At 47.2% G+C, this 21,774-nt stretch carries 23 protein-coding genes; 14 read left to right on the forward strand and 9 right to left on the reverse strand.

The genetic code is table 11. From position 1 onward, the window contains the following. Positions 1-30: 30 nt before the first annotated feature. Positions 31-453: a hypothetical protein gene (locus QUA07_RS22590; RefSeq protein WP_333329490.1), complete on the reverse strand. Its 423-nt coding sequence runs from the start codon at positions 451-453 to the stop codon at positions 31-33. 114 nt (positions 454-567) lie between these two features. Next, positions 568-2,676, reverse strand: coding sequence for a hypothetical protein (locus tag QUA07_RS22595; protein WP_333329493.1), 2,109 nt, complete (start codon positions 2,674-2,676; stop codon positions 568-570). Positions 2,677-2,891: 215 nt separating this feature from the next. On the opposite strand from QUA07_RS22595, the gene QUA07_RS22600 reads away from it, so the two are divergent. Both QUA07_RS22600 and QUA07_RS22605 read left to right on the forward strand, forming a co-directional pair. Further along, complete coding sequence (locus QUA07_RS22600) at positions 2,892-3,722, forward strand: CPBP family intramembrane glutamic endopeptidase (protein WP_333329495.1); 831 nt, start codon at positions 2,892-2,894, stop codon at positions 3,720-3,722. An 84-nt stretch (positions 3,723-3,806) separates the two neighbouring features. Then, a complete protein-coding gene (locus tag QUA07_RS22605; protein ID WP_333329497.1) occupies positions 3,807-4,181 on the forward strand; it encodes an S-layer protein in 375 nt (124 codons plus the stop codon). Positions 4,182-4,262: 81 nt separating this feature from the next. Here QUA07_RS22605 and QUA07_RS22610 read toward each other — a convergent pair whose 3' ends face one another. The 4 genes from QUA07_RS22610 to psbH form a co-directional block, all read right to left on the reverse strand. Next, entirely contained in the window at positions 4,263-4,529 is a 267-nt protein-coding gene (locus QUA07_RS22610) for a DUF3146 family protein (protein ID WP_332958583.1), read from the reverse strand. Beyond that, entirely contained in the window at positions 4,526-5,188 is a 663-nt protein-coding gene (gene pth / locus QUA07_RS22615; protein ID WP_333329500.1) for an aminoacyl-tRNA hydrolase, read from the reverse strand. Before pth ends, QUA07_RS22610 begins: the two co-directional genes overlap by 4 nt. Continuing rightward, positions 5,189-5,452, reverse strand: a complete 264-nt coding sequence (locus tag QUA07_RS22620; RefSeq protein WP_333213679.1) for a TatA/E family twin arginine-targeting protein translocase — start codon at positions 5,450-5,452, stop codon at positions 5,189-5,191. It abuts the gene before it with no gap. Positions 5,453-5,603: 151 nt separating this feature from the next. Continuing rightward, positions 5,604-5,807: a photosystem II reaction center phosphoprotein PsbH gene (gene psbH / locus QUA07_RS22625; RefSeq protein WP_333082642.1), complete on the reverse strand. Its 204-nt coding sequence runs from the start codon at positions 5,805-5,807 to the stop codon at positions 5,604-5,606. A 212-nt stretch (positions 5,808-6,019) separates the two neighbouring features. On the opposite strand from psbH, the gene psbN reads away from it, so the two are divergent. The 7 genes from psbN to QUA07_RS22660 all read left to right on the forward strand — a co-directional run bounded on the left by psbN (position 6,020) and on the right by QUA07_RS22660 (position 13,039). Further along, positions 6,020-6,151 (forward strand): photosystem II reaction center protein PsbN, encoded by a 132-nt coding sequence (gene psbN / locus QUA07_RS22630; protein WP_190742515.1) that lies wholly within the window; start codon positions 6,020-6,022, stop codon positions 6,149-6,151. Between the two features lie 244 nt (positions 6,152-6,395). Beyond that, entirely contained in the window at positions 6,396-7,496 is a 1,101-nt protein-coding gene (gene aroC, locus QUA07_RS22635) for a chorismate synthase (protein ID WP_190659307.1), read from the forward strand. 1 nt (position 7,497) lies between these two features. After that, a complete protein-coding gene (locus tag QUA07_RS22640; RefSeq protein ID WP_333213683.1) occupies positions 7,498-8,409 on the forward strand; it encodes an MBL fold metallo-hydrolase in 912 nt (303 codons plus the stop codon). Between the two features lie 633 nt (positions 8,410-9,042). Beyond that, on the forward strand, positions 9,043-9,966 hold the full coding sequence (locus tag QUA07_RS22645) for a hypothetical protein (protein ID WP_333329504.1): 924 nt from the start codon (positions 9,043-9,045) through the stop codon (positions 9,964-9,966). Positions 9,967-10,832: 866 nt separating this feature from the next. Next, the gene (locus QUA07_RS22650) at positions 10,833-11,432 is read left to right on the forward strand and encodes a class II aldolase/adducin family protein (RefSeq protein ID WP_333329506.1); all 600 of its coding nucleotides are present in this window, start codon (positions 10,833-10,835) and stop codon (positions 11,430-11,432) included. Positions 11,433-11,841: 409 nt separating this feature from the next. Continuing rightward, positions 11,842-12,396, forward strand: a complete 555-nt coding sequence (locus tag QUA07_RS22655; protein WP_333032327.1) for an Npun_F5560 family protein — start codon at positions 11,842-11,844, stop codon at positions 12,394-12,396. Beyond that, positions 12,389-13,039 (forward strand): hypothetical protein, encoded by a 651-nt coding sequence (locus QUA07_RS22660; protein WP_333329509.1) that lies wholly within the window; start codon positions 12,389-12,391, stop codon positions 13,037-13,039. The genes QUA07_RS22655 and QUA07_RS22660 overlap by 8 nt, the downstream gene beginning before the upstream one ends. Positions 13,040-13,083: 44 nt before the next feature. Here QUA07_RS22660 and QUA07_RS22665 read toward each other — a convergent pair whose 3' ends face one another. Then, complete coding sequence (locus QUA07_RS22665; protein ID WP_333082637.1) at positions 13,084-13,428, reverse strand: STAS domain-containing protein; 345 nt, start codon at positions 13,426-13,428, stop codon at positions 13,084-13,086. Positions 13,429-13,779: 351 nt separating this feature from the next. Here QUA07_RS22665 and QUA07_RS22670 point away from each other — a divergent pair, with 351 nt between their 5' ends. Both QUA07_RS22670 and QUA07_RS22675 read left to right on the forward strand, forming a co-directional pair. Beyond that, complete coding sequence (locus tag QUA07_RS22670) at positions 13,780-14,403, forward strand: DedA family protein (RefSeq protein ID WP_333329512.1); 624 nt, start codon at positions 13,780-13,782, stop codon at positions 14,401-14,403. A gap of 298 nt (positions 14,404-14,701) precedes the next feature. Then, entirely contained in the window at positions 14,702-14,887 is a 186-nt protein-coding gene (locus tag QUA07_RS22675) for a Uma2 family endonuclease (RefSeq protein ID WP_333329515.1), read from the forward strand. A 779-nt stretch (positions 14,888-15,666) separates the two neighbouring features. On the opposite strand, the gene purM is transcribed toward QUA07_RS22675, so the two are convergent. Beyond that, positions 15,667-16,695 (reverse strand): phosphoribosylformylglycinamidine cyclo-ligase, encoded by a 1,029-nt coding sequence (purM, locus tag QUA07_RS22680; RefSeq protein WP_333329518.1) that lies wholly within the window; start codon positions 16,693-16,695, stop codon positions 15,667-15,669. A 471-nt stretch (positions 16,696-17,166) separates the two neighbouring features. Here purM and QUA07_RS22685 point away from each other — a divergent pair, with 471 nt between their 5' ends. The 3 genes from QUA07_RS22685 to QUA07_RS22695 all read left to right on the forward strand — a co-directional run bounded on the left by QUA07_RS22685 (position 17,167) and on the right by QUA07_RS22695 (position 21,506). Continuing rightward, entirely contained in the window at positions 17,167-18,267 is a 1,101-nt protein-coding gene (locus tag QUA07_RS22685; RefSeq protein ID WP_333329521.1) for a septal ring lytic transglycosylase RlpA family protein, read from the forward strand. 194 nt (positions 18,268-18,461) lie between these two features. Next, entirely contained in the window at positions 18,462-20,078 is a 1,617-nt protein-coding gene (locus tag QUA07_RS22690; RefSeq protein ID WP_333329553.1) for a bifunctional pantoate--beta-alanine ligase/(d)CMP kinase, read from the forward strand. A gap of 492 nt (positions 20,079-20,570) precedes the next feature. Then, positions 20,571-21,506 carry a polysaccharide deacetylase family protein gene (locus QUA07_RS22695; protein WP_333329524.1) on the forward strand — a complete coding sequence of 312 codons (936 nt, stop codon included), beginning with the start codon at positions 20,571-20,573 and terminating at the stop codon, positions 21,504-21,506. 20 nt (positions 21,507-21,526) lie between these two features. Here QUA07_RS22695 and QUA07_RS22700 read toward each other — a convergent pair whose 3' ends face one another. Continuing rightward, positions 21,527-21,754, reverse strand: coding sequence for a Uma2 family endonuclease (locus tag QUA07_RS22700; RefSeq protein WP_333329527.1), 228 nt, complete (start codon positions 21,752-21,754; stop codon positions 21,527-21,529). Positions 21,755-21,774: the final 20 nt, after the last annotated feature.

Genomic DNA, 21,774 nt, shown 5'->3' on the forward strand with positions numbered 1-21,774 from the left:
TGTTTAATTTCCCGTGGAATCGGCTAGTTGCTAAAGCATCGGCATCTCTTCCTTGGATGCTCGCAACTCCATTTTTCCGTTAAGAATCCAGACATCAACAAAAGGAGTATCTTGCACTCGGATTTCCTTGGTTTGCGTCTCGCCACCCTCCACCGCCACCTTCAATTTAACTGTGGATTCTTCAACAGGAACTTCCACCGCATCCGCGAAGGAAATCGTCAAATCTGTAGTCACGCCTGACTTGCGATAGACTTGCTGTCCGTTGACTTCTATAATGACCGTACTATTGCTGAAACCGTCGCGAAGTTTGATCGATAAACGCATAGTGGTACTCGCTTGGTAATGGTAAGGGGTAAAAAAATCGGCTTGGGGGCGATCGGGTACGCAGCTAGACCCGATCGCCAAAAGTGCCAACAGAATTATCAGGTGTCGAACCAACAACAGACTTATCATTAATGCTGTGAAGTTGTTGCTAGCAGTGTTTTGTACAAACTAACAAAAATTGCTTTACTTATTTAGTTTAAAATAAAGTAAAGCAATCTTCTGGGTAATTCACCAATTCACTTTTTACTTCTTGGCTGCCGATCGCAATGTCTTGACTTCCATTGCTGAGATTTTGCTAAAGGTTTTGCTAACAGCATCCTCATCGCCGGTTTTAGCCTGAACCTCAGCTAAACAGGAAAGGGACATCTGTGCCGAAACAGGGTCGAGAATATTGGAATCGGCGACTGCTGTCAGCAACTTGGCGCTTTCATCCAACTCCGCAGGGCGTACAATCACCCGGGTTTCACGATCGTCGGTAATCGTTTTAAAGTCACGGCTAGCGTTGATACCCTTCACCATCCGAACATAGTTTGCCATCGCGTGTTTCGGATATTTTGCTAGAACTTCCTCAAAAGCATCGTTACCGCTTCGCAAAGACTCATCATCCGAACCCAGCAAATAGAGCAAAGAACCCTGTTCGTCGCCGATAAACAGAGCGGCCAATTCTTCCTCAATTGGCGTCACAGGATAGCGAACGCGAATAGTGATGATATCCGAGAATACCTCTGAACCGTCCAAAGCCCCATAGACCGCCCGTACCCGGTAATTTCCGGGTTGATCGAAATAAAATCCGTCTTTGCCATAGCCGATATATGCGCTTTCTGGAATTACATCATCGCGCGCGATCGTGCTTTCTCGCTGACCAACTAAATGATCGATTAGCGGTTCATAAACCACAACTGCGCCGCTAGGCTTGCGAATCACGATTTTGACCAAGCCGCAATTCGGATGCAGCCAAGTATGCACCCGGCGCCCACCCGCAGCCGTCGTTCCCAGCATTAATTGCAGTACCACAGGCTCACCTAGCGCGAAGCTCTTTTGGTTGGTAGAGATACTGAAAGTCAGTCCCGACTCATCGCGAATCGGATCGGCCATCACTTCCTGGCCCAGACCAGAGCCGATCGCAAAGTCGTTTCCACCCACAATAATATTGTTGCGGAACGCATGGCGGAGATGGATGACCTCCTCATTGTCAAACTGAAACGCAAACTGGCTCCAGTAGGTAGCCTCGCCACCCGGTCCTGGATAATTAAAGGGATAGTTCATCCAAGACAGCGCCAGCGGGCGATTCGTACCAGGGGGCGTCGCCAAGGACTTTTGCCACGAGTGCAGCAAGTTAAAACTATGCCCCAGCTCGTGAACATAAGTGTAGAGCTGCAATCGCAGCTTTTCGGCAGTTTCGCCGCCTATACCTTGATGAAAAACGGCGCAGCCTTGCCGCTGCTTCCCTTGCTGGTCAAACATGATGCCGTAGAGCCCAGGGCCCAGGTCGTGAAGTTGAGCAACTACCTGCCAAACAGCCCACTGCGGCAAATCCTGCCACAAGGTGAAGTGTTTCTGCATCGAAGCGTGCAGTTCTGAGTTGCTCCATTTAGCGCCCGCACCAGCTTCATCGATATTGATGACGTTGTTTCCTGCTGTTGCGATCATCTCGATCCCAGCTTCTGCATAGGAACTGACGACGCTGAGGTTGCGCGCTGGCCCCCCCGACGGCAGGGAACCCGTGTTGTAGCTGCTGAATATGGGAGTGACAACATCGGAAACCTGGTCTGTTTCTAGTCGCAGACTGCGGAAATAGACAGACTCGAAGACACAAGTGTAAGTTGCTCCGGCGACTCCGCCCTTTGTGAAAAATTCCACCGTTGCTGGCGCCTGCGGCTGGAAGATGAACTTGCGCTGGATTGTCACCTGTATTACGGGAGATCCGGCGGCAAAGGTAAAGCTTCCGAGGCCCTTGATGACGACTTGAGAAGCTGTTACCTTTATCGTCGGCGCATCGACGATAAAGGAGCCAAAATAGGTAGTCGTACCGCCGCTGACTTGGAAGAAGTCGCCGCTTAACCGCTTCATTGGTCGAGTGCGATCAACGTCAACCCGGAGTTCGAGTTGAAAGCTGCCTAATGTACCGCGGTAGCGCCCACTGACGGGCCGTTTGGCGATCGGAATTGCGGTCGGTGCGATCGGTAGCGGTGGGATGCTAGGTATTGGTGCAGTTTCGCCCTCGATTGGATGTGTTGGATCGCTAATTCCAGCCTCTATTGCTGCGATCGCAGCTATGTCATCGACTGACATTTCTCCAAACGAAAAATCACTACTGGTTAAATCGATACTTGTAGGATCTTGCTGAGACATTTTTATTTATCCTTTCATATTGTGATACTCCATATATAAGTGGCAGTATTGGGGAGTTTACAGTCGCTTTTTGGAGTGACACTTATTTGTGCTACACCATTTGAGTGTCACTCATTTAAGCGACAGTGTTGTTGACTATTTCACTCATGCGTCCGACCCGTGTTATGTTTATTTTTACTAAAAATTAAAATCTCTCAGCAAGTAAATTGTAACCAATGATTAACCGCTGCCAAATAATAGCCACTTATCCATTTCCTTTACGTGTGATAATTTTCCTATTAATTTTGCTAGCAATTTGGCTGCCGCTAGCAGCACCAATTTATCTGTTAGTTAAAGATAGTAACCTAGCAACTATTCTGACAATGGGATTGTTGTTTACTGAGTTTCTGTTCCTAGTGCCGCGCTGGGGAAAACAGGTTTACGGACAAACCCAATTACTCAAAAGTTACGGTTTAGCCAATACGCGAAAAAACGGTTTTGAGCTTTTAATTGGATTGGCGATCGGGCTTTTGCTCACTTTCAGCTTATTTGCGGTGCAAGGGCTGTTCGGCTTAGTCGCGTGGCAAAATTCTGATAATTTGCCTAGAATCATCGCAGAAGGGCTTTTAAGCGCCCTTGGAGTCGGTTTTGCGGAGGAGTTGGTATTCCGTGGTTGGTTGCTGGACGAGTTGCAGCGGGATTACAATTATAAAATATCTCTGTGGGCGAATAGCCTGGTGTTTGCCCTATCTCATTTTATCAAACCTGTCGCGGCAATGCTGGGGAGTTGGCCGCAGTTTCCGGGGTTGTTGTTGCTGGGTTTGATTCTGGTTTGGGGAAAAAGATCGCGCCAAAATCGCCTCGGTTTGTCGATCGGGCTTCATGCAGGTTTAGTCTGGGGATATTACATGATTAACATCGGGCAGTTAGTGCGATATTCGGGATCTGTACCCGACTGGGTGACAGGAGTTAACGGCAATCCGCTAGCTGGCGCAGTGGGGCTGTTGTTTTTGAGTGTATTGGCTTTGCGAATGCAAAAAATGTCCGAACATTCCAAAGGTTTGTAGTAAGGACGAAGAGACCTTATTTGCCACAGCTTTGAGGACTAAAGTCCTCACTACCAATCAACTTATTCAGAAATTTATAAACTTATGAAACTCAGCCTCTTTGCCACTGCTACACTGTTAATTTATACAGGCTTTTTAGCTCCTGCAAAGGCACAAAATACCGCACAATTCAAGCCAAATAATTCTTTAGTTCAAGTGCAGCAATTGCGAGAACAAATTCTCACTGCTTGCGTGCAGAATCAGGCTGAAACCCTGCCAAATCCTTTTAGCGATGTACCTTCCAATCACTGGGCTTACAAAGCTGTTTTGACAATGTATTATTGCGGGGCTTACCGAGAAGGGATGAACCCTGCTTTAATTAAAGAATCACTGGAATCGAGACCTCCTACTAGAGAAAGTTTGCCTTCCCGATCGCCCTTTCCCAATTTCCCATTACAGCCATTCCCCATAATTAATTAAAGAATTACTGGAATCGGGATATCCTACTAAAGGAAGTTTTTATTCCCGATTACCTTTTCCCAATTTCCCATTACCAAGATTTTAAAATTCAGCCCGAACCGTAAACGAATAATCGCCACCGGGTTCTAATTGATAATCCCATTTTTCCAGAAAGCGGTGCAGCGGTTCCTGAATCAATGCCCTACCCTGAGAAGGCTCAAGTATCAGTGTTTTTTCTGACGTGAAACGCCACTGAAACTGCCACTCAAAATTGCCGGCAGTCACTTCACCCTCAATCGTGCCTTTTTGCCAAGATTGACCAGTAACTCGGACATATGCAGTTGTTTCAGGCAAACGTCTCGAACTCACCTTTTTGTTTCCGCGTTTGTTTCTGCAATTGTGCGACTATTGTAAAGGCTCATGGCTTTTTCTACTCCTTGATGTAGACTTAGTTCCACAGCTTCTACAACCAGTTTAAGCACTTTTTCTACTAACTGACTTTCCTCTGAGGAAAACTTTCCTAACACGAAGGAAATCGTATCTTTCTCATTTTTAGCAGCATCGTTTTGAGGTTTGCCGATGCCAATCCGCAAGCGGGGAAACTTGTCTGTACCCAAATGAGAAATTGTGGATTTCATGCCGTTGTGTCCGCCGGCTGAACCGGCAAGCCGCATTCTCAATTTCCCGATCGGCAAATCCATATCATCGTATACTATTAATACCGACTCCGCAGGTATTTTGTACCAATCCGCCGCCGCCCGAATCGCTTGACCCGACAGATTCATGTAAGTAAGCGGTTTCAGCAAGCGGATTTTCTGTCCCCGCGGCCGGTTTCCCTCGCCAAATATGCCTTGAAATTTGCGATTTTCCGACAGCGAAATCTGCCAAGATTTAGCCAAGGCATCGATAGCATTAAAGCCGATGTTGTGTCGGGTGCGATCGTATTTAGGTTCGGGATTGCCTAACCCAACTATTAGCTGGGGAATCACTAACTCCGCTGGTGTTTCCGACTTCTGAGGGTTGTTCATTTAACTGTCTGTGCTATCTTCCTTCTTAGGAGTAGCCGCTGCGAGTTTTTCAGTTTCCTGTTTGCTGCTAGTTGCTACTGCTTCTTCTAACTGTTTAGCTTCCCGCGTGAACTCCGACTCAAAATCCCGCGAAGCGTCTTGAAAGCCCCGAATTGCTTTCCCCATACTCCGACCGATTTCAGGTAATTTTTTCGGACCAAATACCAAGAGGGCGATCGTAAAAATAACTGCCATTTCGGGCAAACCAATGCCAAAAATATTCATGGTTTTTCTCCTGCAATTTGTTTAGTTACTTTTTGTTTATTTATGGCAAAAGTAATCGGAAAGGGTAAGGAAAAACGGGAAAACTTAGCTTTTACCCTTTCTCCTCAACCCTCAGCTTTTACTTTTAGCCTTACTGTTTTGCGATCAATTTTTAGCGGTCGAGACTCGACCAATCCATATCCACACTCTCCAGAATCAGAGAAGAGTTGTAGATTTGCAAAATAATCAACAAGAACACGAAAAACAGTCCAATGAACACGCTCATCAACAGCGTGGTTCCCCAGCCGGGGGCTACCTTGCCGTATTCCGAGTTAAGGGGTTTGAGTATATCTCCTAACCAAGTCCGTTGTGCCATAAGTCACCTGCAATGAATCTCTACAGAAAAGTTTGACATATTTCTACCGCTAATTGCGATCGCAATTTCTCAGAAATGCTGCCGGGGTACTCGGAAAACGGGGAGTGGCGGTTGGCTGCCATACCGTACAGCGCCTAAAATCACGAGACTTTCAGACGGATTGTTATTTTTTGTAATATTATAGAGTGGAGCACTCATAATCGATCACAAATATGGAACCCGCAGCAGTTCTCGGCATTTCTCTCGGTGTGTGTCTGGTGGCCATCACCGGTTTCTCGATCTACACGGCTTTCGGCCCTCCCGCTAAGGAATTGAGAGATCCTTTTGAAGAACACGAAGACTAAAGAAGAAGGAAGGCACAACACGGATTCGGACACGGATATACGGATGAATTTAAGTGTGTTTCCAGATATCTCCTATTCTCTGTCTCTCCCTCTCTCCCTGGTAGATATTCTTCTAGGGGTGGGAAGGGAGTGATGCTGTGAGGCGATCGCCTGTCGCCTACTCGTCAATGGTATATTTTTCATAAATACAGTAAATCTCTATTCCATTTAAGCTAAAAATTATTAGGTGTCAGGCTAAAGCATTATGGGGAACACATTTGGGCATTTATTTCGGATATCGACATTTGGGGAATCTCACGGCGGCGGTGTGGGAGTAGTAATTGACGGTTGCCCGCCCCTAGTGTCGATCGACGCATCGGAAATTCAAGCAGAACTCGATCGCCGTCGCCCCGGCCAAAGCAAAATTACTACGCCCCGCAAAGAAGCAGATACCTGCGAAATTCTGTCCGGGGTGTTTGAAGGCAAAACTTTGGGAACGCCGATCGCAATTTTAGTCCGCAATCAAGACACTCGCCCCCAAGATTACGGCGAAATGGCGACTACCTACCGCCCTTCCCACGCTGATGCTACCTACGATGCTAAGTACGGAATTCGTAACTGGCAAGGCGGAGGTCGCAGTTCGGCGAGAGAGACAATTGGTAGAGTAGCAGCAGGGGCGATCGCTAAAAAAATTCTCAAACAAGCAGCAGGAGTCGAAATAGTCGGCTACGTCAAACGCATCAAAGACTTAGAATGTGTCGCCGATCCGGACACTGTTACCTTAGAACAAGTAGAAAGCAACATCGTCCGCTGTCCAGATGCCGAATGTGCCGAAAGAATGATTGAACTGATCGAAAAAGTTCGTGACAGCGGAGATTCAATCGGCGGTGTAGTCGAATGCGTCGCCCGCAATGTACCCAAAGGTCTGGGAATGCCCGTATTCGACAAACTCGAAGCCGACTTGGCCAAAGCCATCATGTCCTTGCCCGCCAGCAAAGGCTTTGAAATTGGTTCCGGGTTTGCCGGGACTCTGCTCAAGGGCAGCGAACATAATGATGAATACTATACTGATGATAAGGGTGTAATTCGTACAGTGACGAATCGCTCTGGCGGAATTCAGGGTGGGATTGCTAACGGCGAAAATATCATTTTGCGGGCGGCATTCAAGCCGACTGCGACAATTCGCCAGCAGCAGCGCACCGTTACCCGAGAAGGCGAAGAAACGCTGCTGGCTGCCAAAGGACGGCACGACCCTTGCGTTTTGCCAAGAGCTGTGCCAATGGTGGAAGCGATGGTAGCTTTAGTGTTGTGCGATCATCTGCTGCGCCATCACGGACAATGTGGAACCTTAAAGCCTGAATTTTAAAATGGAAATCAGCTTGTCCTCTGTAGCGGCAACTCCCGTTGATTGCCCTCAACCCTCCGAATCAATAAAAGGCATAGATGATTTTGTAGTACAGTTCTGGGGCGTGCGGGGCAGTGTTCCGACACCCGGACAGGAAACTGTTCGCTACGGCGGCAATACTTCTTGTTTGGAAATGCGAGTCGCTGGCAAACGCTTGATTTTTGACGGCGGAACAGGCTTGCGGATGCTGGGAGACCAGTTGGTGCAAGAAATGCCTGTGCAAGCTTATATGTTTTTTACTCACTATCACTGGGATCACATTCAAGGTTTCCCGCTGTTCGCCCCAGCTTTCATCCGCGGCAATAGCTTTGATATTTATGGGGCGACTCCGCCGGATGGAGATTGCATGAAAAGGCACTTTGTTGAACGGGTGCTCCACTCGAATTCGCCGGTGCCGCTGATGGGTTTGCAGGCAGATTTGAATTTCTACGAACTCAATCACAACCAGACGATGATGCTGGACGATATTGAGATTAGGACGGGTTCTCTGAATCACCCGAATACTGCTATGGGATATCGGGTGACTTGGCAGGGACGATCTGTTGTTTATTGTTCCGATACTGAACATTTTCCCGATCGCCTAGATGAGAATGTCTACAATTTAGCCCTCGACGCTGATGTGCTGATTTACGATGCGATGTACACAGACGAGGAATATCACAACCCCAAATCTCCGAAGGTGGGTTGGGGACACTCGACTTGGCAGGAAGCGGTGAGAATGGCTAAGGAGGCGCGGGTGAAACGAGTGGTGATTTTTCACCATGATCCGGCTCATACTGACGATTTTCTCGATCGCATCGCCGAAGATGTGCAAATCGCTTTTCCGAAGGCTGTCATGGCCCGCGAGGGTCTTATTTTGCCGATCGGCTTGTGAACATTCGCCTCTGAGGCTCGATCGAACCATCAACTGATCGAACCATAATTGTTATGTGAATATGTGGATCTGGTCTCGCGCCCCGATCCACAATTTTTTTTAATACGCAGCAAACTCTTAACTGCATGGTATAATTCTTGCTTGTTAAGTTTTTAGGCAAATTATTTAAGGTTTTTTTTATTCTTCAACCGCGTCCGCAAGACGCCAAGACGTAAGATAATTGGAGGATTGCCAAGGGTGAAAAGGTGACTCTTTTGAATGTCAACAAACACGGGGAGGCGAGGATATCGCACGCCTGAGTGCTAGTCTGATGCGAGTAGACTTCCAGAAGCCTTGTTACAGATTAATTATTAAGGACAAAAACTGAAGTTATAGCTCGGATCAAATAAAAGCGCGATCGGTTTTTTGGGATCATGAATATTGACAACTCTCAAAAGCTAATAGCTTTTAGGTACAAACTGAGAAAATTTTCAGCAGTCAATTTGACTAACCAGAAAGAAACGATCGCTCTGGCGTTTGGCAGTAGCTGCGGCAAGCGAATGTTATGACTTGACTATCAAAATGGGAAATTTACGTTTTAGATCTTCAGCACATCAATACAGATGGATTGCGTTAGGCAGTTTTGCTGTAATTATGGGTATTTCAGGCGCCCTGGCCTACCGCCTCGCCCCGCCCCCCGGATTCATGGCTCAAGGCACTCTCACTTCTAATAATCCGCCAGTCAAATTTTCGACCACCGGCACGACAATTCTCAAGCAGGGAGAGCAACTCACCCCGGAGGTTCTCCTAGCAGATAATGTTGTCAAAGCAGTGGCAGATGCAGTTAAGCTGTCGCCCCAGCAAGTTCGACAAAATGCGAGTGTCAAAATTTCTAAGCCGGAACAACCCCTAGAAATTGTGGTTGGGTATCGCTCGCTCGATCAGGAGCAAGCAATCCAAACGGCGGATATGTTGATGAAGGGCATGGTTGAAAAAAGCCGCCTGATTAACAGATATCGGTGGCAATCAGTCAATCAGTCGCTCAACCAACGCTTGGCACAAGTCACTCAAGACCTGAAACAAGCTCAGCAAAAACTCGACCAATACGAAAGAGAACGCGCTCGCCTGTTGCAGCAAATGAAGCTTCAGCAAGACTTTTACAACAAAACTCAGCTTGCAATGGCGGATACGCAAGCTTCGGAAAAAGAAATGGTTAGCAGTTTGGCCGCCGCTACAGTGCCGCAAATTGTGGCGACGCCCACGAGCGATCCGACAGTACCTCTGATTTTGGGAATTGGCTTGCTGTTGGCGATTTTGGTCAGCCGGGGTTTGATTCCTTCGGTGGCCGATTGGAAGTACAAAGCAGCTTTTCAGCGAGAAGAGAGCGAAAGGCTCCAAAGTGCTTTGTACCGACTGATCAAAGAAGGCCGCGGCGAAATAACTCTGGTGCGGTTTGCGATGGAAACGCGGCTGTCGCCGGATGTGGCTCAGCGTTTTTTGAACCAACAAGCTGAAGTCTTTAATGCCAATTGCGAAATTAAAGACGACGGCAGCATCTTGTATCACTTCCACATTTAAAGGGCTGGGGGCGATCGCGCTTCACAGAAAAATTTAGCCGATCGGGCCCTCACTGCTCGATCGGCTTGTTTGTTTCTTAATAGGATTTATATCAGGTTCGGTCGATCGACTATCCCCCTTTAGGCAGGCGCGGGTTGAGGGGATGTATAACTTATACTAATACTACAGATTTTGGTGAACCCGCCGACGCGAGCTGGCGTGGCGGTGATTTTACTCGACATGATATTACCCTCAACCCGCTTTCTTAGCTTGTAGGATGCCCCGGAGCTAAAAATTGCTCGATCGACAGAGGTGTGGACTAACGTAGATCACCCGAAGATTGTGCCAGTTCCTCCCAGACTGGCGAAAAAATATTTTTTGTGTTCCGCTTGCTTTTTGCTTCATTATATGTATAATGATAAAAAATCAGTAAATGTACGGTTGCTTTTTGCCGGAGTTACCGAATTAAGGGTACTTTATCCTTAAATATTTATTAAGGTAGAGCTCACCTCAGTAGAAATGCTGTAGTATAGGACAATAAGCGATTCAAGGATGTTATGTAGTTTCACATCAGAAACTCGATCGGGCAATAGCCTGAAATTAAACTCCCCGACTGAAAGCGTACATATTCATATTGAACTTTTGTAATCACCTAGAGGCTAAATCATGATTTTTGGAATAATTGGTTCTTCTTTCCTAGCTTACTTTTTGCTAATGTCGGTCGCTAATTACGGCGACACTGGAATGTAGATTAGTTAAGGCACTGATGCACGGAGACAGAAGGCAGCAGCCAAAAAAAGTTGTTTGACAACTTCTTGACAACTTCGATTAAGTCTCAGCTTCGGCAAGGTCTGTCGTGTCAGAGTCGTGTCTGATCAAACAAAAAAATGGATGAAGGAGTCGTTAAGTACCGCTGTGACTGGGAAAAAGCAGACCCTGTAGCTGCCCGGAACATAGCAGATTTGATGGACTGGCGCGATCGGCTCCACTCTTGGGGATTAATTGGCGTCTACGAAAATGGCATAGGGTTTGGCAACGCCAGCGTCAGACTCGGCAATTCCGGCCAATTCGTGATTTCGGGAACCCAGACTGCACACTTGAAGACTCTGGGACCAGAATTCTACTGTACTGTTACCGAATTTAACTTAGAAAAAAATTACCTCGGCTGCCGGGGCCCCGTACAAGCTTCGTCGGAGTCCCTGACTCACGGGGCCCTCTACTTTCAGAGACAGGATGTGGGCGCGATAATTCATGTCCACCATCCTAAACTATGGCAGCAACTGCTGTTTAAGATTCCTACTACTAGAAAAGAAATACCTTACGGCACTCCCCAGATGGCCTTAGAAATGTTTAGACTTTTTGAGGAGGAGAAGTTGGCCGAGCGCAAAATTCTGGCCATGGCCGGTCACGAGGACGGGATTATCTGTTTTGGCAGCACAGTGGACGAAGCTGGCAAAGTGCTTTCTGCTGTAATTGGTTACACATGAGATATTGAACTATTCTCAAAAAAAGCTAATAAACTTGGTTTATTGACAAAAAACCTAGGATTTTACCTGTGTCTATGGGAACTGAGATGTTGCACCAATATCAATAGTCCTTAATCCTTTTTTGGGCGGGTTCTCCTGCTCAACCCCTACTCCCCACAACAAATTAATTCTTTGTGGGACAGGCCGGAAAGCCTGTTAAGAGAAAATGGTGCAACATCTCAGTGACAAGAAACTAAGGTGATGACGTGGATGCCTGATTTGAGTTAGACTGAGTTTTACCCTTGACCTCGGGCCGCTGGCTCGATTTAGCCTAATGGGTTCAAAACTTTTGAAGTACCTCTTGCCTCTGCGGTAAGGGAAAGATATTTTTAAATAGAAACAGATTATATAACAAAAGCTGAGAGTCATCGTGAATCAAACTAAACTTGTAAGCTCAAAAGAATTGCAATCAGAGGTATCTCGTCTCACCGAAGAGCTGCAAATGCGTGACCAATTGGTGCAGCAGTTGTCTCAAGAACTTTTCAGGCTGGTGAAGGGCAATTCTAGTTTTGTGCCGGCGCCGGAAGTTTCCGATCGCCACCAAGCTCAAATGCAGGCAATGCGGGAACAACTCCAAGCTGTTGAAGAACAGGTGGGTTTTTATCAGGAACAAATCGCCGAGCGGGATGCTGAGGTTTACCAACTGCGGCAATCGGTGCAAGAATTGACCGATCGCTCTCGGATGCTGGAACAGGTGGTTCAGGAATTGCCGGGGGTTTACCGCCAGAAGTTTGCCGAGCGGATCGAGCCAATTAAGGAAAAATTGGATCAACTGCAAAAAGAAAACCGCCAGTTGCACACTGAGTTGCAAAGCGTCACTTACCGTCTCGCTGTGCGGAGCCGCAAGGCTAAGGGCTTGGATCTGCCGAGCGTCGATGAAACGGACGATCGGGGAATTCAAATGCCGAGCTTTGGCAATGTCTAAGGTTTTGATTGTGGCGGGTGGTGAGCAAAGTCCGGCGGCAAGTCTCAAGGCGGCGATCGCTCAATCTCATCCTTTAACTGAAGTCAATATTTGTGGGGTTTCTGAACTCGATTCGGGCGTGATCGCTCCGGGTGGGGCGATCGTTTGTCCTTTGACGCTGGATGTACCAGAAAATCTGGTTTTTCCGGCTCAAGATGTGTTTCGATTTTGTGCCAATGTTTCGGGGGCGCGCGATCGAGTGGCTCAGGAGTTGCTTTGTCCCGTCGGGGGTGGCAATTTTTGGCTGCCTGTGGTGTTGACTGCAAAGGGCCCACTGTATGCTGAGGTGATCGGTGGCGAACCTGATAAGCAGTCTGGCGAGTTGAGTTACTCTCAACCGGTGCATTTGTCGGATGTTTGGCGACAGCAGTTGTATGAGTTGGCTTACCGCTTGCTGAATCTTTTAAATGCGCCGCCGGCGACTTATTTGATGCAGTTCGGGTTTGTGGGGGAAAGGATTTGTTTCGATCGACTTTGGCCTTTTCCGGCTGCACCTGCGATCGCTTCTGTCGGCGTTCAAGTGCCGGATTTATTTGTTTGTCATTGGTATTGCTTGACAAATAAACCTATTTATGATATACAAATTAACTCTGGGGTTGCTTGAAGTCTGTTGCAAACTTGAGATTTAAACTGGGGATCTCATTTTAATCAAGCAACTAAAGCGGGAGTTTCAGGGGAGACTATTTGGTCGAAACTGTCGAAGATTTCAAAGAGTTGGTCGAGTTGAGTAATTTCAAAAATTAGCTTGACTGTGGCTGAGAGGTTGCAGATGACGAGGCGGCATCCCCGGTGGCGGGCGGCGTTGAGTCCGCCGACTAAGGCGCAGATCCCGGAACTGTCGATGAAATCTACGGCGGCCATGTCTATTACCCAGAGTTTGTGGCGATCGGGAACAATCTCGGCTAGCTGTTGCTGGAGGAGGCTGCCGGCTTGGGAGTCGAGGCAGTTGTGAGGTTGAAGGACGATGGGTTGGTTGAAGTTGGGAAATTCCATAGCAGTTATCCTACGAGCGTAAAGTATAAATAAGTTAGTTTAGTTGCTGACTCTGTTGAGAGACTCAGGGAATTTCAGCGTATGTTTTAGGATTGGCGATCGCCCTTGTGGGAATTGGTGGGGAGAGCCGTTGTGATAAATTTTAGTAGGAAAACTGGCTAGCGATCGCGCGGAACGCAACCGCAACAATTCTCTATATCATCTAGTATGCCTGAAAGCTTAATTTTTAGGTGGGCCAGCGATCGCGACAACAGTGTGTTCTTCATCACAGCGAAAGATTGCACTATTGGCTGAATCGAGCCAATATATAAATGTATTGAGCTTTGCAAAAGTTTACGAAGGCAGTATCGAATGTCTTTTGAGTTTTTATCGTTAGAGACTATTCAGCAGTTTGCGCGTGATTACGGCTACTGGGCAGTATTTCTGGGAATTTTGCTGGAAAATCTGGGAGTTCCTCTTCCAGGGGAGACAATTACGATTGCTGGCGGGTTTTTAGCTGGCAGCGGGGAACTGAATTACTGGTTTGTGCTCGGCAGTGCGATCGCCGGTGCTACATTGGGGGGAAATTTTGGTTATGCGATCGGCAGGTACGGCGGCTGGCCGCTGCTGCTGAAGCTGGGACAATTTTTCCGCTTTCGAGAAGAACAACTGTTTGACTTAAAAGAACAGTTTAGCAAAAATGCAGCTAAAGCCGTATTTTTGGGCCGTTTCATCGCATTGCTGCGAATTTTTGCTAGCCCCCTAGCAGGTATTGCAGAAATGCCTTTTTGGAAATTTTCGCTGTTCAATGTTCTGGGTGCTGCCAGTTGGGCATCTGTAATGGTGAGTTTATCCTACTTCTTGGGACAAGTTGTGTCTTTAGAGAAATTGGTAGCTTGGGCTGCTCAATTTGCGGTATTTGCTTTGCTGTTAGCAATTGCTTGGATTGCAATTCCTATTTGGTTGGAAGCGCGGAGTTTGGACAAGACTAAGTAAGATTAGTGGTTAGACTTTTTGCAAGAGTTCTGGATTTTCTGTTTTTAACCGCAGATAAACGCAAATAAACGCAGATATCATCTATTTTTGCAAAAAGTCTAATGATTGGCGATCGCCTATTAATAAGTCAGGACTTCTGTCCTCAAAATCATCAAGTTTGTAGCGCTCACTTATGCCCGTAAAACAATCAATTTGGTAGTGAGTAATTCTGTCCTGAATAGCGAAACTATTACTCAATGATGGCTAAAGTCCTTACTCCAAACCTGTTTTATTGGTAATTAAAATAACATCATATAAAGTGGAAGTCTTATCTCCGACTACTGAGGCGTTTGACAGAGGAGATAAATTTGCGGATTATCGATCGCTCTCAACTATACAAAAATATGTATTCATCAGTCACCCAATGATAAATGTGGATTGCTACCGTCGGGATGTGACCGAACGTTGGGTTTTTTCTTGCTGCGGCGAGGGGGAATGTGTATAGTTGGCTAGTATGAATTTTCACTGTCCAATCTCTGTTTAGTATGAGGATGTTCCTGGATTGAATGAAATAGGATTTCAAAAACTCGATCGCTATAATTATAATTCACAGAATGCTGCAAACAAGAGAGGAGAAGAAGTGCGAGCGCAATAATCAGCGTGTTCGCTGAAAGGCGATGTAATAAATATTCTAGCTCTTCAATTACTTTAAACAGTCCATTAGCAATATATTCAGGACTTACGTAATCAAGGGTTTGAGATTGCTTCACTAGGTTCTCTTCGGACAGAAAATAGTAGTAAGTGTCTAGATTCTATGGATATCCCTGAATACACCAATGAAACACATTATTTACGATATAACCAAAAAAATCACCAATTTTTGATTATTTCGGTTATTTAGCAATAACAAAATCATAATTTTTACTCTATTATATCCTTTTTTTTATTTTAATGCTTATTGCAGTTGCTATATTTGTTTGGGATTCCGAGACTTTTGAAAAGCTAGTTTTGCACTCATTGACGGAAATAATCTGGAATTATACCGTACTTAAAGGCACAATAGCTGATTTCAATTTCCTTTAAAATTAAAGCAACGAGTCATCTGTTGTGAATTCCTTTTTATCTTTCTTCCTCTGTCTCCTCTGCGTCCTCTGCGGTTACTTTGAAAAGTATAAATTTAACCGCAGATATACACAGATGAATGCAGATTGAGATTGTCTGTTAACGCATAAAACAAAGCAAAGCAATCTTCACCCCATGCGATTGCTTCTTATTAATTACCCATTAACCGTTATCCATGATCAATTCTCCTTTCCCCTCAATCACTTCCCCGATCGCCCAAGCACCAATTCCCTGAGATTCAAACCATTTAACAGCCTGTTCTACTTCCCTGGAATCGAGCAACAGCACAAAGCCAATCCCCATATTAAAAGTATTGAACATATCTGCTGTGGCAACTTGGCCGGCTTCAGCAATCCACTGGAAAATTGGCAAATTTGGCCAGCTATTGCTGTCAATTTTCACAGATTGATTAACCCCCAAACAGCGGGGCAAATTTTCCGGCAAACCGCCGCCCGTAATGTGAGCCATGCCGTGAATTTCTAGACCGCTCTTAATTGCTTCGAGGACTGGTTTAACATAAATTGTAGTCGGAGTTAGCAGCACTTCTCCTAAAGTTTTGCCACCTAACTTTTCGGGTTGGGAATGCCAGTCAAAACCGCAATCGCCCGCAATTTTTCTCACCAAACTAAAACCGTTGCTGTGCACGCCCGAACTCGCCAGCCCCACAGCCACATCTCCCACCTGCACCCGCGAACCGTCCAACAATTTGCTCTTTTCGACAATTCCCACACAAAACCCCGCCAAATCGTACTCACCCGCTTGGTAAAAACCGGGCATTTCTGCCGTTTCCCCTCCGAGTAAAGCACAGCCCGCTTGCTTGCAACCGTCAGCAATGCCGGCCACCACCGCAGCTAATTGTTCGGGATTTAACTTTCCCGTGGCTAAATAATCGAGAAAAAAGAGGGGTTCGGCCCCGGATGTCAGCACGTCGTTGACGCACATCGCCACCAAGTCGATACCTACCGTGTCGTGCCGATCGAGATTGTGGGCCAATTTCAACTTAGTCCCAACGCCGTCAGTACCGGAAACCATAATCGGTTCTTTTAAACCCTCCGGAACGCTGAAAAACCCGCTAAACCCGCCGAATCCGCCCAAAACTCCCGATCTGTGCGTGCTCTTAACCATACTCCCGATGCGCGAGACAAAAGCTCTGCCCGCCTCAACATCCACACCTGCTTCTCGATAATCCATAAGTCCGCCAAATCGATTTCTTCTAATTTTTAGTTTATTCCCATAACAGTTGACAAACAGCTTTTTTAAGACTAGCCATTCCGTAGCTCACAAAATACACTAAAGTTTTGTAAAGTTTTGTAAAGTTTTCCGTAATGGCTGAAACGGCTGTAACCCCTGGCACTAAAGGATTTTATGATAGAGGGTTTTGAGAAAATTTGATGAAGATTGGGTGAAAATCGCGATCCCAGCGATCCCCAAGCACAAAAGTTTGTGGTAGTCTGTTGCAGTTCGTGAACAAAACACAAATTGCGAATCGAGTATGAGTTGTCAAGTGTCAGGGAAGTTTCCGCCAATTTTTTTTGGGGTAGAAGCATTAAAGCAAAAACGCACCCGGATACTTTGCTTTGACTCACGGGGGAATGGCGACGGGCAAGAGAGAAATCCTTGACGCCCGCCGCCAAATGGCCAATCCTCCAATCTCGGTTGGCAATGGCTATTCACAAAAATGGACGTATGAAGGAAAAATTTGTTGGTGGTCTACTCGCTGTCCTGTTAGTTCCTATGGTTGGAACGGCATCCTCTTGTCACGCACAAGCAACAGGTGCCGACAACCAAAACTCTCAGGTTTCCGAGCAAGTAATTGCCACCCAACCGTCCCGACAGTTAAACGCTACTCGGGTCGAAGCGCAAAAAGTCGGACAGTATCAGTATCAAGCAAGAGCTGAAATTGCCCGAGACTCGATCGCCAAAATTCAGCCCCACGACTTAGGCGGGCGACAAGCAGCGACAGTCTACGTGCGAAACATTCCAGTCATCACCTTTCTGAACGCGAATCCGGAAACAAACACGCCTTTGGGAGAAACTGGCAACAGCCAACCCAGTGCTAGCAGTCCGTCAAAAGTAGCGGGCGCGAGAGAAAATCCCAAAGTCGGAAACATTGCCAGCAACGACAGCAACCAAGAACCTGATTCAGTTTGGCGGGCATCAAGCTTAGCAGCAAGACTCAATCAGCTAGCCCGCAACAACATCGATCCCAACAGCATTACCGTTAAGTGGGAAAAAGGCGATCGCTACATTATCCAGGCAAACGGCGAGGACTTGGTAAACATCAACGCCGAAACAATCCTCCCCGACACCACCAGCAACTTTAGCCGAGACGCCCTGCAAGCAACCAATCGCCTCCGCCGGCTTCTGGGCAACGCCCCACCCCTGGAAGAAGTCGCAGGCAAACCCCAACCAGAACCCGCTGTGCTGTCTCTGGGCCCAATTCAAGTGCGCCTCAGCGGCTGGGCTTCCTGGTACGGCCCGGGATTTGACGGCAACCTCAGCGCCAGCGGCGAGCGTTTCAACCAAAATGATTTGACCGCAGCCCACCCAAATTTGCCTTTTGGAACTAGAGTCATGGTGAGAAATCTCGACAACGGCCGCACCGTAGTCGTCCGTATTAATGACCGCGGCCCCTATGTGGGCGATCGGCTCATTGACTTGTCCGCCGGCGCCGCCAACGTGCTAGGAATGATCAGCAGTGGCGTAGCCAGAGTGGAAATCGAAGTGATCGAACCGCCGCAGCAAACAACTGTTGGACGCTGAACGGTAGTCTAAGGCCGAATACAAAAGTTATCCGAAGTGTAGAAGGCAGAAAGTAGAATAAAACTGACATCTTGCACCATTATTTGTAGAAGAGGCATCTTACCTGTTCTTGAGGATGATGCAAGATGTCAAGTCGAACAAATTCCGACAAACAAATTCTGCCTTCTGCAGAATGCCTTCAGGAGATTCTACCGGTGCCCCTGTTTACTACCATTGCAGCACTTCGCTGCTACTTAAATTCACAAAAATCTACTGCACCTCATTTGACAGTCGGTTTGGTGCCGACGATGGGAGCTTTGCACGCAGGGCATCTCAGCTTGATCCAGCGGGCAAGGCAAGAAAATGCGATCGCCCTGGTCAGCATTTTTGTCAACCCGCTGCAATTTGGGCCGACAGAAGATTTTCAAGATTATCCTCGGAATATCGAGCAAGACCGGCTGTTGTGCGAACAAGTTGGGGTTGATGCCATATTTGCTCCCTCAGCAACGGAAATGTTCGGCAACCAAGCGCTCGATTCCCTACGGGATAGCTTCGCCGCGCGTACAGAAACAGAGCAAACCGCCCAAAAACAGATAGAGATTCACCTTTCATCCTTAACTCAAGTAGTGCCGCCATCGGCGATGACATCGGTTTTGTGCGGCAAAGCAAGGCCCGGTCATTTTCAGGGCGTCGCGGCAATTGTTACTAAACTTTTGAGTTTGGTGCAGCCGACAAAAGCTTATTTCGGTCAAAAAGACGCCCAGCAGCTAGCAATTATTCGGAAGCTGGTCTTGGATTTTAACTTGCCTGTAGAGATTGTCGCTTGTCCGATCGTCCGCGAAGAGTCGGGACTGGCAATGAGTTCTCGCAATCAGTATTTAACAGCAGAGCAAAAACAGCAAGCCTCCGTACTCTACCGCGCGCTGCAACAAGCCTCGAAAACTTTTTCTTCAGGCGACCGCACCGGAGCAGCCGCACTCGCGGCCGCCCACGCAGCAGTCGCAGGAGAACCCGCAGTCAAGCTCGAATACGCCGAACTCGTCCATCCCGACACTTTGACGCCGTTGCAGGTTGTGGAAACAGCGGGACTTTTAGCCGTGGCCGCCAGAGTTGGCTCTACTCGTTTGATTGACAATATAATTCTCAGGAATCGCCGGCCCATTGTGGCGATCGACGGCCCGGCGGGAGCTGGCAAATCTACCGTAACTCGCCTTGCCGCAACTGCTTTGAACTTATTTTATCTGGATACCGGTGCGATGTATCGGGCGCTGACTTGGCTGGCATTGAAAACAGACACGCCAATTTCCGACGAATGTGCGATCGCCGAATTAATCAGTGCCAGTTATTTGGAATACAACCTCGATCCCGCATCAAAGATGTTGAAGATTAACGGCGAAGACGTAACCGAGGCAATTCGCAGTTTGGAAGTGACATCCCGCGTGTCGGAAATGGCGGCGCTTCCCGCCGTGCGGCAGTTTCTGGTGGAGGAACAGCGGCGCTGCGGCACAAAAGGCGGAATTATAGCAGAAGGCCGCGATATCGGCACTAACGTCTTTCCCGATGCGGAACTAAAGATTTTTTTGACGGCTTCGGTACAAGAGCGATCGCGCAGGCGGCTGTTAGAACTTAAAGATACCGATCGGGCTAATACTAGCTTGGCCCAATTGGAACAAGACATCGCCCTGCGGGACGAAAAAGACAGCACCCGCGAGGTTGCACCTTTGCGTAAAGCGGCCGATGCTGTGGAAATTCAAACAGACAATCTGACTGTTGCTGAAGTTATCGATCGGATTGTCGGCTTGTACAAAGAGAGAATCGGCCCTAAAAGTTAATTTTACGACGCTGGGGGCGCGAGATCGCCCTCATATCAAATCCGGTTAACCTCACATCTTGCACCATTCTCAAGAACAGGCAAGATGGCTGTTCCACAAAGAGTAAATTTTCTTGTGGAACAGGCCGAAAAGCCTGTTCATAAAAAGCTTATTGAGAATGGTGCAACATCTCAGGTTAAATCAACTTGCAGTGTCCGGTAGGGACGCGGGCTGATGCGGGCTGACTCCCTAAGAATATCGTGCCATGAATCCGACTTGAGGGCCGTCCCCCTGGCTAGGGAAAAAGTTCACCCATCCCACGTTTTTATGGGTTAGGGGATTTGTGGCACACAAATCTTAAATTTTTTTATCCGGGCGGACTTCCCCGCGATCGGTTATTTCCAGTAGCATTTTTACGGACTGTCCAATTTAAGATTATCCTCTTAAGTGGATTAACTTGATATCAACATAAAATCTCAAATTAACTGTGCAAGGTGTGAAGGAGAGAATGACGTGACAAAATTGAAACTGCTGTGGAGGCGGCGAAAAACTTTAATCGTTGCTTTTATGGCAGCAACAGGAAGTTTTTTGCTGGGTGTGACATGGCCGATTAACTTGCGGGCCAGTCAGCCATTGCAACCGATTCAGGCGCAAGTCTTGGCCGTATCCCAGTCGCAAGAACAACCGCCGATGTCCAATATTAATAAGTTCTCCGAGGCGATCGCCCATCGAGTTGACTTTTCCCAAAATGCTCTAACCCAATTGCAGGCAATCCGATTTCAATCAGCCGTACCGTCGCAGTTTCAAGGTACAACCATTCGTCACGCGAAACTCGACTCCCAGCACAAGGCGATCGCCCTGACATTTGACGACGGCCCCTGGCCAAAAACAACTACACAAATCCTAGATATTCTCAAGGAAAATAATATTAAGGCTACATTCTTCTGGGTAGGAAAATACCTGCAAAATTCTCCCGAAATTGGCAAACAGGTCGCAGAAGCCGGTCACGCGATCGGCAATCACACTTGGAACCATCAATACCTTCAGTATAACGAAGACGGTGCCGCTCGCGAGATCGATCGCACTTCATCCTTAATTGAGGACTTGACCGGCATCCAAACATCGATGTTCCGCCCGCCAGGAGGCATTTTAAACAATGGATTGACAGCTTATGCTCAAAAGAAAAATTATGCAGTTGTGATGTGGTCTGCTGATTCTTTTGATTGGCGCACGCTTACGGAATCTTTGATAGACAACGTGATGAGGCAGGCCAATTCCGGTGGCATTGTGCTGATGCACGACGGCGGCGGCAATCGAGCAAGAACTGTAAAAGCTTTGCCTGATATTATTGCTCGATTGAGAAATGAAGGGTACAGTTTCGTAACAGTTCCCGAATTATTGCAGATGCAAGAACAAGACTTACAACAACAGGAAACAGCACAAAAGTAACAATTTGGAAAAGTGGGAATTTACACCATTTTTCCATTTTTTCGTAAGTCGTTAGATGGATTTTTTATAACTCTATCGCGCAGGTGAAGGTTAATCGCAGTTATAAAATTAATACAGAGACGGCTGTGGTCATCGCTACCTCCCGCCATCGCGTACACCAAACCGCGCCGATATTCATGCCGGACGGTATTATCACGTTCTAGGGCAAGGTAATCTTCCGGGCTAAACCCAGACGGGATGGCAATCATAGCGTTAGAGGCAAAATTGA

The organism is Microcoleus sp. T3_A4, assembly GCF_036700465.1.
Lineage (GTDB): Bacteria > Cyanobacteriota > Cyanobacteriia > Cyanobacteriales > Microcoleaceae > Microcoleus.